The 12,636-nt window shown below is 66.7% G+C and carries 14 protein-coding genes; 8 read left to right on the top strand and 6 right to left on the bottom strand.

Going from position 1 to position 12,636, the window contains the following annotated elements; all coding sequences use genetic code 11:
- The first annotated feature begins 10 nt into the window (after positions 1-10).
- On the top strand, positions 11-808 hold the full coding sequence (locus ACSQ1X_RS11585; RefSeq protein ID WP_436057777.1) for a GNAT family N-acetyltransferase: 798 nt from the start codon (positions 11-13) through the stop codon (positions 806-808).
- Here the strand turns inward: ACSQ1X_RS11585 and ACSQ1X_RS11580 are convergent.
- From ACSQ1X_RS11580 to ACSQ1X_RS11560, 5 genes are all read right to left on the bottom strand, one after another.
- Positions 805-2,193 carry an MFS transporter gene (locus ACSQ1X_RS11580; protein WP_436057776.1) on the bottom strand — a complete coding sequence of 463 codons (1,389 nt, stop codon included), beginning with the start codon at positions 2,191-2,193 and terminating at the stop codon, positions 805-807. The genes ACSQ1X_RS11585 and ACSQ1X_RS11580 overlap by 4 nt on opposite strands.
- A 10-nt stretch (positions 2,194-2,203) precedes the next feature.
- Positions 2,204-2,533 (bottom strand): Dabb family protein, encoded by a 330-nt coding sequence (locus ACSQ1X_RS11575; protein WP_436057775.1) that lies wholly within the window; start codon positions 2,531-2,533, stop codon positions 2,204-2,206.
- A gap of 1 nt (position 2,534) precedes the next feature.
- On the bottom strand, positions 2,535-4,211 hold the full coding sequence (locus ACSQ1X_RS11570; protein WP_055803288.1) for an FAD-dependent oxidoreductase: 1,677 nt from the start codon (positions 4,209-4,211) through the stop codon (positions 2,535-2,537).
- Between the two features lie 48 nt (positions 4,212-4,259).
- Positions 4,260-5,021, bottom strand: coding sequence for an SDR family NAD(P)-dependent oxidoreductase (locus ACSQ1X_RS11565; RefSeq protein ID WP_055803285.1), 762 nt, complete (start codon positions 5,019-5,021; stop codon positions 4,260-4,262).
- A gap of 149 nt (positions 5,022-5,170) precedes the next feature.
- Positions 5,171-5,956, bottom strand: a complete 786-nt coding sequence (locus ACSQ1X_RS11560; RefSeq protein WP_436057774.1) for an IclR family transcriptional regulator — start codon at positions 5,954-5,956, stop codon at positions 5,171-5,173.
- Positions 5,957-6,107: 151 nt separating this feature from the next.
- Here ACSQ1X_RS11560 and ACSQ1X_RS11555 point away from each other — a divergent pair, with 151 nt between their 5' ends.
- Positions 6,108-7,850 carry an FAD-dependent oxidoreductase gene (locus ACSQ1X_RS11555; protein ID WP_436057773.1) on the top strand — a complete coding sequence of 581 codons (1,743 nt, stop codon included), beginning with the start codon at positions 6,108-6,110 and terminating at the stop codon, positions 7,848-7,850.
- Between the two features lie 20 nt (positions 7,851-7,870).
- Complete coding sequence (locus tag ACSQ1X_RS11550; protein WP_436057772.1) at positions 7,871-8,131, top strand: helix-turn-helix domain-containing protein; 261 nt, start codon at positions 7,871-7,873, stop codon at positions 8,129-8,131.
- A 10-nt stretch (positions 8,132-8,141) separates the two neighbouring features.
- On the opposite strand, the gene ACSQ1X_RS11545 is transcribed toward ACSQ1X_RS11550, so the two are convergent.
- Complete coding sequence (locus ACSQ1X_RS11545; protein WP_436057771.1) at positions 8,142-8,819, bottom strand: acVLRF1 family peptidyl-tRNA hydrolase; 678 nt, start codon at positions 8,817-8,819, stop codon at positions 8,142-8,144.
- A gap of 22 nt (positions 8,820-8,841) precedes the next feature.
- Between ACSQ1X_RS11545 and ACSQ1X_RS11540 the strand changes: the two genes are divergently transcribed.
- The 5 genes from ACSQ1X_RS11540 (at position 8,842) to ACSQ1X_RS11520 (ending at position 12,534) form a co-directional block, all read left to right on the top strand.
- Complete coding sequence (locus ACSQ1X_RS11540) at positions 8,842-10,266, top strand: replication-associated recombination protein A (protein ID WP_436057770.1); 1,425 nt, start codon at positions 8,842-8,844, stop codon at positions 10,264-10,266.
- A gap of 248 nt (positions 10,267-10,514) precedes the next feature.
- Complete coding sequence (locus tag ACSQ1X_RS11535; protein ID WP_436057769.1) at positions 10,515-10,913, top strand: cupin domain-containing protein; 399 nt, start codon at positions 10,515-10,517, stop codon at positions 10,911-10,913.
- 226 nt (positions 10,914-11,139) lie between these two features.
- Positions 11,140-11,766 (top strand): 30S ribosomal protein S4, encoded by a 627-nt coding sequence (gene rpsD, locus ACSQ1X_RS11530; protein ID WP_011692125.1) that lies wholly within the window; start codon positions 11,140-11,142, stop codon positions 11,764-11,766.
- A 145-nt stretch (positions 11,767-11,911) separates the two neighbouring features.
- Positions 11,912-12,286 carry a DUF948 domain-containing protein gene (locus tag ACSQ1X_RS11525; RefSeq protein WP_028269108.1) on the top strand — a complete coding sequence of 125 codons (375 nt, stop codon included), beginning with the start codon at positions 11,912-11,914 and terminating at the stop codon, positions 12,284-12,286.
- A 17-nt stretch (positions 12,287-12,303) separates the two neighbouring features.
- The gene (locus ACSQ1X_RS11520) at positions 12,304-12,534 is read left to right on the top strand and encodes a DUF6167 family protein (protein WP_436057768.1); all 231 of its coding nucleotides are present in this window, start codon (positions 12,304-12,306) and stop codon (positions 12,532-12,534) included.
- Positions 12,535-12,636 lie beyond the last annotated feature (102 nt).

Here is a 12,636-nt window from a genome sequence, read left to right as displayed (position 1 = left end):
GAGGAGTCCGATGGAACGGCAGACGATGCCTGCCCTGGAGGCATTGATGGATGCCGCCTGGCCCGCTCCCGATCGGGAGGACTCCGGCGGCTGGGTGTTTCGCGCTGCGGGCGGCGTGACCCAGCGGGCCAACTCGGTCTGGCCGCGGTCCGAGCCGGACGGAACCCTGCACCAGCGGATGGCCATGCTCCGGGATGCCCGGGCCTGGTACCGCAGCCGCCGTCTTCCCGTTATCTTCCAGGTCTTCGACGATTTCCGCAGTGCGGCCCTGAACGCTGCTCTCGACGAGGAAGGCTTCACCCGGCAGTCCGAGACCGTGATCCTGGTGCGCGACGCCGGCGCGGAGACCGCAGTTCCGGTGGCGGCACCTGACGCCGGCGTCACGCTTTCAGCAGAGCCGTCGGACGAATGGCTTCGGCTCTGGTGGAGCGTGGACGGCCGCGGTGGCGAGGAACCCCTCGCCACCGCCCGCACCATCCTGGAAGGCTGCCGGTCGGTTTACGCCCTGGTGAGGGACGACGACGGGTTGCCGGCCGCCGTCGGACGCCTTGCCGTTCCTCCCGTCGGAGAGGTGGGTGGCCTGTACTGCATGGCCACGCGTCCGGATGCCCGACGGCGGGGCTTCGCCTCGCGGGTCCTCGGGTCCCTGCTGCGTGAAGGTGACGCCCTGGGCATCCGCAGCTACTGGCTCCTGGTGACGGCGGCCAACGCCGGCGCCCGGGAGCTGTATGCCCGTTCGGGATTCACGGAAGCGGGCCGCTACTACTACCGGCAGGAGCGGCCCAAGCGGCACCTGACCGGCTGCTAGGAACCCTCGGCTGCCGTGCGGCGGGCGGTACCGGCCAGGAGGGGAGCGCCCAGTTCCTCGATCGGCGTCCTGAATGTCTCGCGGGAGTAGTACACCGAGGCTGCCGCGACCAGCATGCAGGCTGTGCCGAAGACAGCCACGGGAACCCAGCCGGTGACACCCGGGGTCAGGAGCATGCCGGCGATCATCGGGGCGAAGCCGGCCAGGACGAGTCCCAGCTGGTTTCCCATCGCCATGCCGGTGTAGCGCACGGGTGCGGCAAACTGTTCGGCGAAGAACGAGGGCCAGATGCCGTTGAACCCCGAGTACAGCACGGTCATGTTCAGGAAGGCCGCCAGGAACACCAGGACGATGTTCCCGGAGGACAGCGCGAGGAAATACAGGAAGATCGTGGCTGAGCACCCGAAGGCGGCGGTCAGCAGCAGCGGCCGGCGGCCGATCCGGTCCGAAAGCCTTGCCGCCAGCGGCATGGCGAACATCGACAGACCAATGGCGACGGCGTTGACGGTCAGGATGGAGGCGCGGTCGAAACCTGCCGTGGAGGTGGCGTATGCCAGTCCGAAGACCGTGAAGATGGTCTGCATGACCGACATGATCGACATGCCCACAACACGCAGCACGTCCGGGCCTTGGAATTTGAGCACTTCCTTGAGCGGCATCGGGGCGACCTGGCGGCTCTCCTGGGCTTCCTCGAAAACCGGTGTTTCGTCCAGGTGCGTCCGCACCCAGTAGGCGATCGCCAGCACCACGATGGAGAGCCAGAACGGGATGCGCCAGCCCCAGCTCAGCATCGCTTCCTGGGGGAGTGCGGTGACCGGAATGAAGACCAGGGTGGCCAGCACCATGCCGGAGGCGTAGCCGGTCATCACGAAGCTGGTGAAGAAGCCGCGCCTGCCCTCGGGTGAGTGCTCCAGCGTGAGGGTGGAAGCGCCGGCCGACTCCGCGCCCGCGGAGAAGCCTTGTGCCAGCCGTCCCGCCACCAGCAGGATCGGGGCCCAGACGCCGACCTGTTCGTAGGTGGGCAGGAACCCGATGCCGAGCGAGGCCAGGCCCATGATGCCAAGAGTGAGCAGCAGGATCTTCTTCCGGCCCAGCTTGTCTCCGAAGTGTCCCATGACCAGGCCGCCCACCGGCCGTGCCACGTAGGCCACGCCGAAGGTGGCAAAGGCGCCGATCAGGCCGATGGCGGGGTCCGCGGAAGGGAAGAACAAGTGCGGGAAGACGAGCGCGGCGGCGGTCCCGTAGATGAAGAAGTCGTAGTACTCCAGGGTGCTGCCGAGGAATGATGCCAGGGCTGCCTTGCCGGGCGTCTTGCGCGGGGTGGTGCTTTCGGTCTCGCGCCGGGTCTCGGGCGGTGCGCCGTGAGTTGCGGGTGCTGTGTTCATGGGGATCTCCTTAAGACGTCTGTGTCTTAGTGGAAGCCGGCCGGGAATCCCCGAGGCGGAAGTCCACCGACAGGATTTGCTGGCTGTTGGGGAATGAGTAGGCCTTGAGCGGCTCGTGCAGCGGATGGGTGATGTACACCGCAATGTCCTCGACCGTTTCGAAATCGGCCACGATGGCGTAGTCGAAGGAGCGCTCGGTGTTGAGCACGTCCGGGCCGTGGGTCAGGCTGAGCATGCCGGGGATGTTCCCGGTCATCCTGTTGAGTCCGGCGATCCAGGCATGCTTGTCGGCGGGCGGGAAGTCCGGTTTGAACTTGAAGAGCACGGTGTGGCGGATCATCTCAGGCTCCCACCAGTTCCACGGTCGCTTCGTTCTGTTCAGCCGGACGGTAGTCCGGTGACTGGCCGGTGATGGTGCGCCCGGCTAGGTAGCCCATGGTCATGATCGGTCCAAGGGTGGCGCCGGCGCCCGGGTAGCCCGCGGCGTAGGCGTTTTCGGTGGTGTTGCCTGCGGCGAACAGGCCGGCTATGGGCTGGTTGTCGACGTCGAGCACGCGGGCCAGCCCGTCGGTGGCCACGCCGCCGTTGGTGCCGAAGGCGCCGTTGACCACTTCCATGGCGTAGTAGGGCCCGGTCTGTAGCGGTCCCAGGGACGGGTTCGGGTACAGGTACTCCTCGTCGCCCCAGTATTTGTCGTACGCGCTTTCGCCGCGGCCGAAATCGGGGTCTTCGCCCCTGACGGCGTATTCGTTGAACCGGGCCACGGTTGCGGTGAGGTTCTCTGCCGGTACGTTGATCTTTTCCGCCAGTTCTTCCAGGGTTGCCCCTTCGGTCAGGTACCCGGGGGTGGGCTGGCCGGCGCGGTGGGCCAGGATGCCGTAACGCTCCATGTAGGCGTGGTCCACGATCACATGCGCGGGCGTGTTGAGGGTCCGGTTTGCGGCGGAATCCCAGGACTGCAGGCTCCGGGCGAGGTCGTTGTAGTTTTGCGACTCGTTGGCGAAGCGGCGGCCGTGGCGGTTCACCATGATCGATCCCGGGCCCTGGCGCTCGAAGCGCAGCAACGTGCCGATCGGCTGGCCGTCGCGGGTGTCGCCGGTGACGGACATCGGGGCCCACCAGGCCTCCCTGGTGCCCCGGGTCTGGCCGCCGATCCGCTGGGCCATCCGCAGCCCGTCGCCGGTGTTCGATGGCGGCGAGCACATCGTGTAGAGCCGCGAGGCGAGCATCGAGTCGGCCAGTGCCTTGTCCCATTCGAAGCCCCCGGTGGCCAGGACCACGCCGTCGTTTGCGTGGAACACCTCACCGGATTCAAGCTCGACGCCGGTCACCCGGCCGCCGCCGGTGAGCAGGCGGTGCCCCCGTGCTCCGGTGACGAGCGCTGCGCCGTCGCGGACCAGGCTGGCGAGCAGCATGGACACGAGGGCCTGCCCTTTGGCCACCAGCCCCTCTTCCTGGCGCTGGTTGAGGTCGTCCCAAGGGAACTTGGTGAAGGCGCCCCAGTTTTCGTATTCCTGCATCGTGAACGGGGCACGGCCGTCGCTGCGGACGTGTTCCTTGAGGCCGCCCAGGGCTTCCCGGCTGTTGAACAGTTCCGGTTCCACTGTGCGGCCGCCTTCCACGGCGCCGGGGAGGTCCTGGCGGTAGTCGGGGAAGTTGTTGAGGAAGATGAAGCGGAGCCCGCACTCCTCTTCGACGAAACGGAGCATCCGGTCGCCGTAATTGAGTGCCGCATCCAGCAGCTCGTCGCGGCCGCGTCCCCGGGCCACGGCCCGCACGTACTCTGCGGCCGCTTCCTTGGAATCCCAAATACCGGCCTCGCGGGCGTGGTGGTTGTCCGCCACCCACAGCATGCCGCCGGAGACGGCCGACGTCCCGCCCAGCAGGGCGCTCTTTTCCAGGACGACGACGGACTTGCCGGCGCGGGCAGCGGTGGCCGCCGCGGTGAGGGCGCCGGCACCGGAACCGACGATGACGACGTCGTACTTTTCGGCTGCGGTTCCATTAACGAATTTCATGGGTGTTGCCTTTCAAAAAAGAAAAAGTGCGAAAGATGAGGGGCCGGGTCAGACGGCGGTGTAGCCGCCGTCGATGACGAGCTCGGAACCTGTGGTGAACCGTGATTCGTCGGAGGCCAGGTACAGCACGCCGTAGGCGATTTCGTCCGGCTTGCCCTGCCGGGGAAGGGGGTTGGAGCCCACCAGCTGCTTGTAGTAGGCCTCGGCGCCGATCTCCGACTGCTCGGCGGAGCGGCGGCTCATCCGGGTGTCCATGGATCCGGGGTGGATGGAGTTCACCCGGATGCCGTGGGCTCCGTACGCCGCGGCATCGGACTTGCTCAGGAGCCGGACGGCGCCCTTGGTCGCGTGGTACAGGGGCACGTTCCGTCCGCCCGTGATGCCGTGGATGGAGGAGAAGTTGACGATGCTGCCGGCGCCTTTTTCGATCATGCCGGGGACCACATGCTTGGTCATCAGCCAGACACCCTTGACGTTGACGTTGAAGATCGTGTCGAAGTCCGTCACCGATGCGGTGTGGGAGGCTCCGGCGGGGCCGATGATTCCGGCGGCGTTGACCAGGATGTCCGGCGTGCCCAGGTCGTCACGGACCCGGCGGATAGCGTCCGCGACGCTGTCCTCGCTGGTGACATCGACGTCGTACTCGCTGATATTTGCATGGGCCGCCCCGGCCGGGATGCCGGCAACGTCCAGGCTGGCTACCTTTGCGCCGTGCTGCGCCAGCAGGGCGGCGGTGGCGCTGCCCAGGTCGCCGCGGCCGCCGGTGACGATGGCAGTCTTGCCGGCCACGCGGTTCGCTGTGGTGTTCATGTGGTGTGCTCCTCCGTAACTCCTGCAGCCTCATTGCTGCGTCCTAGCCAGAGTTGCAGGGGAGGTGTGACTGGAACCACATGATTGCCGATGAACGGAAAAGACGGCACTGGCTGGATCTGCTCAGTGCCTCTGCTCAGTGCCTCTGCTCAGTGGCTTTGGCGAAGTGTCCCCTTCAGCTCGCCCCGCCAGCCCAGGGCCCGTGAGATGCCCCGGGCCGCAGCCATCAGGACGGGGACCCGGGCGGCCGCGTTCTCCTCGTTGCGCGGCACCACCACGCTGAGCGCGGCGCGAACAGTGTTGTCCGGTCCGAAGACGGGGACGGCGATGCCGCTGGATTCGGGCACGATCACGCCCGGCATGGCCGCAAAGCCGCGCTGCCTGATCTCGGCCAGGTGGCGCCGCAGCAGGGATGGTTCGGTGAGGGTGGTTTCGGTGAACTTCGTCAGCGGCCGGGCAAGGAAGCTGTCCTGGTAGGCGGCCGGGGCGTGTGCCAGCAGGACCAGGCCCGACGACGTTGCGTGCAGCGGCAGCCTGCCGGCGATTTTGGTGATATCCACGATGGTCTTGTCGGAGCCAAGCCGCTCGATGTACAGCACCTCGTCCGAATCCAGGATGCCGAGGGTGGTGGAGTGCTGCACCACCGCCTGGACGTCTTCCATGAACGGCAGCGCCGCCTCCCTCAAACCGAGCATCTTGGACCCTCGGGAAACGAGCTCCCACATCCTGGTTCCGATGTGGATGTCGCCGCCGGGTTCGCGTTCGAGGAGGCGTTCCCGCAACAGGTCATTCACCAGCCGGTAAGTGGTGGTGACCGGGAGCCCGGTCCTGCGCCCGAGTTCGGCGACGCTCATGGAGGTGTGCCGGTCGTCGAACGCGCTCACTATTTTTACGAAGCGGCCGATAATCGACTCGCCCGACGCGGAATTGGCCACAGTTCCTCCTCAGGATTCCCGCTCAATGGTAATCCTCCTCCCGCGTGCTGGTGCCGCCGGGTCTACTGGGGGTTTAGCCTTCCAACCGGCCGCCGCGGGGATGCGTGCAGCCGACTGAATGGAGCCAGGATTAATGAGCAAGGCAACAACCATGAGCAAGAAACCGACCACGAGCACTACTGTCTGTGACGTCCTCGTCATCGGCTCCGGCGTCGCCGGGATGGCCGCAGCATTGAAGGCCGCTTCACAGGGATTGACTGTGATTGTTGCGGAAAAGGAACAGTACTTTGGCGGGACCACAGCCATTTCCGCGGGCTGGGCGTGGGTCCCCGGCAACAAGCAGGGCGTGGCTCAGGGCGATACGCGCGAGGACGCCGAGACGTACCTGAAGAGCCTGGCCCCGGAGACGTTCAACGAAGCGGGCGTCAGGGACTTCCTGGATACCGTCCCCGAGGCCATCTCCTTTTTCGAGAACGAAACCGAGGTGAAGTTCACCTACCCGGAAAAGTCCCCGGACTACCAGATGGACCTGCCCGGGGCGAAGCTGTCCGGCCGTGCCATCCTGCCGCAGGACATCGACGCACGCGTCCTGGGGGACAAACGGCTCCTGATGCAGCCGTACATGAGCTCCTACACCGTGTTCGGCTACATGCCGCAGGTGGGCCCGGACATCAACGAGTTCTTCCACGTGAACCAGTCGGTCAAATCCTTCGTCTATGTGGCGAAGAAGCTGCTGCGCACGTGGGCCGACGCCGCCCGCTACAAGCGTCCGGTCCTGCGTTCCAACGGCAACGCCCTGATGACCCGCATGGTCAAGAGCGCCGACGACCTGGGTGTGCGGTTGTGGAAGTCTTCCCCGGCCCTTGCCTTGACCCGTGACGACGCCGGAACCGTCACAGGGGCTGTCCTCGGGGGAGAGCATGCCGGCACCGTGGCAGCACGTCTGGGCGTGATCCTCGCCGCCGGCGGCTTCTCGGGCAACAGGGAACTGCGGCAGCAGTACTTCCCGCACGACGCCGACGGCGACGACCACTTCACGCCGACAGTGGGCCACGGCGGGGACGCCGCCACCCTGGCGATGAGTGCCGGCGGACATATCGATGACTCCGTGTTCAGCGTGGGCTCCTGGGCACCGGTAACAGTGTTCAAGTACCTGAGCGGCAAGGAGCGGCTCTTCCCGCACCTGCGGGCCATCGGCCTGCCCGGCCTCATCGCCGTCGACCGTCACGGCAAGCGCTTCGGCAACGAGGCGCTGAGCTACCACGACTTCGGCGGCGCGATGATCCGGCACAACAAGGACGAGGACAAGACGTTCGGCTATGTGATCGGCGACGCGAAGACGATGCACAAGTACGGCATCGGCTACGCCAAGCCCTGGCCGATGCCCCGCGGCTATTTCTACCGGACCGGATACCTGGTCAAGGGGAACACGCTGGCGGAACTGGCCGGGAAGCTCGGCATCGATGCCCGGGGCCTTGCGGCCACAGTGGCTGAATTCAACCCGGCAGCTGTGCGCGGTGAGGATCCGGCGTTCGGTCGCGGCTCCACCCTGTACAACCACTTCCGCGGCGACCTTGAACACAAACCGAATCCGAACCTGGCACCGGTTGGCAGGGGCCCGTATTACGCCGCGAGGATCCAGATGGGCGACCTCGGTACCTTCGCCGGCATCGGAGTCAACGAGCGCTCGGAAGTTGTCACCACGGAGGGAACGGCAGTCCCCGGTCTCCTTGCCGTCGGTGCGGCTGCCGTGAGCGTCTTCGGCGGCGGCTACCCGGGCTACGGCTCGCACATCGGTCCGGCGCTGGTGTTCGGCTACCGGGCGGGCCGCGACATCGCCAGGCTCGCGGCCGGCCGGGATGCGGACCGCGCCGCAAGCGTCGTGGCAGGCTAGGGCCGCGGCCGGGGGCGTCCATGGCAAACTCACCATCGGGTGAATCGGTGATCAGCCGCGTCGTGCGGCTCATGAGTGCGTTCGACCGTGACCTGCCCACCAAGACGCTCTCCGGCCTCGCCCGCCGCGCGGGCCTTCCCCTGACCACAGCCCACCGGCTCGTGGACGATCTGGTCCTGCACGGCCTGATTGAGCGATTGCCGGACGGGAACCTGCGCTCCGGCATGCGGATGTGGGAGCTGGCAGCGCGGGGCTCGCGAGCGCGGGGCAGTGGGGGCTAGGTCATTACAGCTAGGCAGGCGGGTCGGTCACCACAATCCGGACCGAACAGGCGCCGGCCGCGGCCCGCTTCAACACCGGGGCGCGCGGATCCGGCACGTCCAGGAACGGCAGCCGGGTCAGCGCCGCGTAGCGTTTCAACGCCGGTTCACTCAGTACCTGTTCCGACAGGGCACGGTCGCCGCCGGGCACCAGATATTCGATCCGGTGCCCGGCGAAGATCCGGCCGGCGTGCTCTGCGACTGCCTCCACCAGTTCATCCGCCTGGTTGGCGCGACGCCGGGCGAAGCGCTGCTGGGACCAGCCGCCGGCAGCGGTCCTGGACTGGATGTGGCGCGTGCCGGTTTTCGAGGCCAAGGCGGCACCGTCACGGACCACGGCCACGGAGTATCCGCCGCGACGGACCAGGACCAGCCCGAGTGTCCGGGACTGGGCCGCCAGCGAAGCCAGGCGGGCCACAGCATCGCCGCCGCGGCCAGGCCGGCCGTCCGCGGGCCACGGCGGCTGCAGCAGCGCCACGGCACCGTCCGCCGCGGACAGTTGGAGGCCGCCGTCGACCTCTTCCGCGGCGACGCTGCCGTGGCTGGCGGCGAAGCGATCCACCCAGCCGGGCAGCCGCTCACCGGAGACGAACGCTGCACGGGAATCCGGGGTGGGCATTGCGCGGGTCTCCGTTGTTAGTGGCGTCATGAACTAGAAGTAGCCTATCTATGTGGATGATCTCTTTGGCCAAGGGCCGGACAACGACGACGACGACGGAACGGTGACGCCGTCCGGGTCGGCAGTTTCCGGGCTGGCCGCCGGGCGGACGCAGCCCCGGAGCCCGCTGGCGGTGCGGATGCGGCCGCGGACCCTTGACGACGTCGTGGGCCAGCAGCACCTGCTGGGGCAGGGATCACCGCTGCGCCAGCTGGCCGCCGGTGCCGGCGCCGACTCCGCCGGACCCGCGGGACCGACCTCACTCATCCTGTGGGGACCGCCGGGAACCGGCAAGACCACGCTCGCGCATGTGATTGCCAAGGGTCCGGGCCGGAAGTTCGTCGAACTCTCCGCCATCACGGCGGGCGTGAAGGACGTACGGCGCGTGATGGACGAGGCGCTCACGGCCCGGGACCTCTACAAGACCACCACCGTGCTTTTCCTGGACGAGATCCACCGCTTCAACAAAGCCCAGCAGGACGCGCTGCTGCCCGGCGTCGAAAACCGCTGGGTGGTGCTCGTGGCCGCAACCACCGAGAACCCGTCCTTCTCGGTCGTCTCCCCGTTGCTTTCCCGTTCGCTGCTGCTCACGCTCCGCCCCCTGACGGATGCCGACATCGAGGGGCTGGTCCAGCGGGCCGTGGCTGACCCCCGCGGGCTGAACAGCAAGGTCAAGCTCAGCGAGGAGGCACTGGCCCACCTGGTGAGGCTGTCCGGTGGTGACGCGCGCCGCGCGCTGACGGCGCTGGAGGCGGCCGCCGGAGTGGCTTTTGGTGACGCCGACGACGCCGACGACGGCCCGGTGACCGTGGAACTGCGGCACACCGAACGTGCCCTTGATGTTGCCGCCGTCAGGTACGACCGCGCGGGCGACCAGCACTATGACGTCGCCAGCGCCTTCATCAAATCCATTCGCGGCTCCGACGTGGATGCCGCATTGCACTACCTGGCACGCATGCTGGAAGCGGGGGAGGACGCCAGGTTCATCGCCCGGCGCATCGTGATCTCAGCCGCGGAGGATGTCGGCATGGCGGATCCCACCGCGCTGCAGACCGCCGTCGCCGCAGCGCAGGCAGTGCAGCTGATCGGCATGCCCGAGGGGCGGATCGTGCTTGCCGAGGCCGTGGTCCACCTGGCAACGGCCCCGAAGTCCAACGCCGCGTATATGGGCATCAACAAAGCCACTGCCGACGTCCGGGCCGGCCTGGGCAACGGCATCCCGGCCCACCTGCGGGACGCGCACTATCCGGGATCCAAGCAGCTTGGGCACGGTCAGGGCTACAAATACGCGCACGACGCCCCGCACGGCGTGGCCACACAGCAATATCCGCCGGACGACCTCGTGGGCCGGGACTACTACCAGCCCACCGCCAACGGCGCCGAACGTGATATTTCCACCCGGCTGGAGCGGCTCCGGAAGATCATCCGCGGCGGCTGAGGCATGCCGCCGGGACCCCGACTGCCGCGGCGAACAGACGCCGGCTTCCGCCCCGTTGACTTCCGACGGGGGAGGGCTAACGTTGAATTACGCCAGCACAGATCTGTTGGACGTGCGTGCCTTGAGGGGGACATCGCACAAATGCCGGTTACTCGCATCCTCAGGCCCCAGGTCGGCGGCCGGCACAGAATTTGCTTGGCACAACCTTATGCGTCTCCGTCTCCGTCCCAGTTCCCAGGTAGTGTCCCATGTCCGTAAATTTCGTCACAGCAGTATCCGTGAAGTCCTTCGATCTCCCGGACAAGAAACGGTGCCCCGACAAGGCGGAATTCGACCTTGTCACCGTCAACGACTACTCAGTGGCCCGGCTGATCCTCAACCCCGGCTGGCGCTGGTCCGAGAGCATCAAACCCTTCGAGAAAACCGACTTCTGCCAGCACAACCACCTCGGATTCTGCGTCTCCGGCGTGTTGGAGGTGGAAACGTCCGACGGCGTCCGTTCGACGATCCATGCCAACGACACTTACACGCTGCCTCCCGGCCACGATGAATGGGTGGTGGGAACCGAGCCGTTCATCGCCGTCGAGTTCCTGGGCGCCGCGTCGTTCGGCCGTCCGGCCAGCCGCGGAGTCCACGCGCGGATCTGACAGCAGGCGCCGGCAGGCTGGCGCCGGCCGGCTGCCGCTGGCCGGGACGGCAAGCAGCATCATGGTAGGATAGTTCGTTGTCTGGCAAGGCACGGACGCGCAATCCACCAAATTAACTTTGTTGAGGTTATGCCCTGTGCCCAGTAGCAAAAGGCAGCGGTTGGCCGATGCTCTCCATCGTGGAGGCCAGTAACACTGACACACCGCAGATATTGGAAGGACACAAGTGGCTAACAACACTCGTGCTCGCCGTACCGCACGCCTCTCGCGTGCACTCGGCATTGCTCTGACCCCCAAGGCCGCCAAGTACATGGAGCGCCGCCCTTACGGCCCCGGTGAGCATGGCCGTGCCCGCAAGAAGCAGGACTCCGACTACGCCGTACGTCTGCGCGAAAAGCAGCGTCTGCGCGCCCAGTACGGCATCCGCGAAGCCCAGATGACCCGTGCCTTCGAAGAAGCACGCCGCACCAAGGGCCTGACCGGTGAAAACCTGATCGAACTGCTCGAAATGCGTCTCGACGCCCTCGTGCTGCGTGCCGGCTTCGCCCGCACCATCGCCCAGGCCCGCCAGCTGGTTGTGCACCGCCACATCCTGGTTGACGGAATCCGCGTTGACCGCCCGTCCTTCCGCGTCGGCGAGGGCCAGCTGGTCCACGTCCACAGCCGCAGCGAAACCATGCCTCCGTTCCAGGTTGCAGCGGCCGGCGCGCACCGCGACGTCCTGCCCCAGGTTCCGGCCTACCTGGACGTCAAGCTCGACGCCCTGCAGGCTCGCCTGGTTCGTCGCCCGAAGCGCTCCGAGGTTCCCGTAACCTGCGAAGAGCAGCTCGTCGTCGAATTCTACGCACGCTAAATACCAGCAGCGTATACAAAGAAGCCCGTGGCAAGCGCCGCGGGCTTCTTTGTATGTAAGGTACTGGGGGGACTTCCGCAAGGGCGGCCATCAGGCCGCTGCGGGACCCGCCGCAGTCCACGGAAACACAAGGAGATGAACGTCTATGTCTGGTGGCGATATTGCCGGCCTGATCGCGGCAGGGGTGTTTGCGCTCCTCGTGCTGATCCTCGCCGTACCCATCCTGAAGCTCGGACGGGTTTTTGACGAAGTCCGGACGTCCATCCGTGCGATCAGCGACGGCGCCACGCCGCTCATGGACGAAGTCACCGCCACGGTTTCCACCACCAACCAGCAGCTCAAGAAGGTTGACGGCATCTCGTCCAACGTCTCGGACGCCTCCGCCAATATTTCCGCGTTGTCGTCCCTTGTGGCGGCCACTGTCGGATCACCGCTGATCAAGGTGGCAGCATTCAGCTACGGAGTCCGCTCCGCCCTCTCCGCCCGCAAGAAACCCGCCACCGGCCGCCGCAGCCGCTAATCCCGACGGAGCACTCAATGAAAAGAATCCTCTGGATGGGAATCGGTGTCGCCATTGGCGTGATCGCCTTCCGCAAGATCACCGAGGCACAGACCACCCTGGGGCCCGAAGGCCTCAACCGGGCGGTGGGCCGGCTCGCCGACGGCATCTACGATTTCGCCGACGCCGTCCGCGAAGGCATGCAGGAACGGGAAACCGACCTGAGGGCAGCACTGGGCATTGAATCCCAGGACGTGGTGCGGCGCTAGCCGCCGCTGCGGGAGAATTAAACGGGCAGTAGCCGTTGTTCCGGTACTGGCCATAAGAATCAAACTGTCGCGCGGCAGAACGCGTGAACCAAGAAGGGTAAG

Source organism: Arthrobacter sp. LjRoot78 (assembly GCF_964254335.1).
GTDB lineage: Bacteria > Actinomycetota > Actinomycetes > Actinomycetales > Micrococcaceae > Arthrobacter.
Note: the sequence above shows the minus strand (reverse complement) of the source record. Positions and strands in the feature narration are given on the sequence as shown.

Bases quoted from the DNA above. Each gene is read 5' to 3' on its own strand.
- ACSQ1X_RS11570 (WP_055803288.1), bottom strand. From the start codon at position 4,211: ATGAAATTCGTTAATGGAACCGCAGCCGAAAAGTACGACGTCGTCATC.
- ACSQ1X_RS11585 (WP_436057777.1), top strand. From the start codon at position 11: ATGGAACGGCAGACGATGCCTGCCCTGGAGGCATTGATGGATGCCGCC.
- ACSQ1X_RS11545 (WP_436057771.1), bottom strand. From the start codon at position 8,819: ATGACGCCACTAACAACGGAGACCCGCGCAATGCCCACCCCGGATTCC.
- ACSQ1X_RS11535 (WP_436057769.1), top strand. From the start codon at position 10,515: ATGTCCGTAAATTTCGTCACAGCAGTATCCGTGAAGTCCTTCGATCTC.
- ACSQ1X_RS11575 (WP_436057775.1), bottom strand. From the start codon at position 2,533: ATGATCCGCCACACCGTGCTCTTCAAGTTCAAACCGGACTTCCCGCCC.
- ACSQ1X_RS11580 (WP_436057776.1), bottom strand. From the start codon at position 2,193: ATGAACACAGCACCCGCAACTCACGGCGCACCGCCCGAGACCCGGCGC.
- ACSQ1X_RS11550 (WP_436057772.1), top strand. From the start codon at position 7,871: ATGGCAAACTCACCATCGGGTGAATCGGTGATCAGCCGCGTCGTGCGG.
- ACSQ1X_RS11525 (WP_028269108.1), top strand. From the start codon at position 11,912: ATGTCTGGTGGCGATATTGCCGGCCTGATCGCGGCAGGGGTGTTTGCG.
- ACSQ1X_RS11520 (WP_436057768.1), top strand. From the start codon at position 12,304: ATGAAAAGAATCCTCTGGATGGGAATCGGTGTCGCCATTGGCGTGATC.
- ACSQ1X_RS11555 (WP_436057773.1), top strand. From the start codon at position 6,108: ATGAGCAAGAAACCGACCACGAGCACTACTGTCTGTGACGTCCTCGTC.
- ACSQ1X_RS11565 (WP_055803285.1), bottom strand. From the start codon at position 5,021: ATGAACACCACAGCGAACCGCGTGGCCGGCAAGACTGCCATCGTCACC.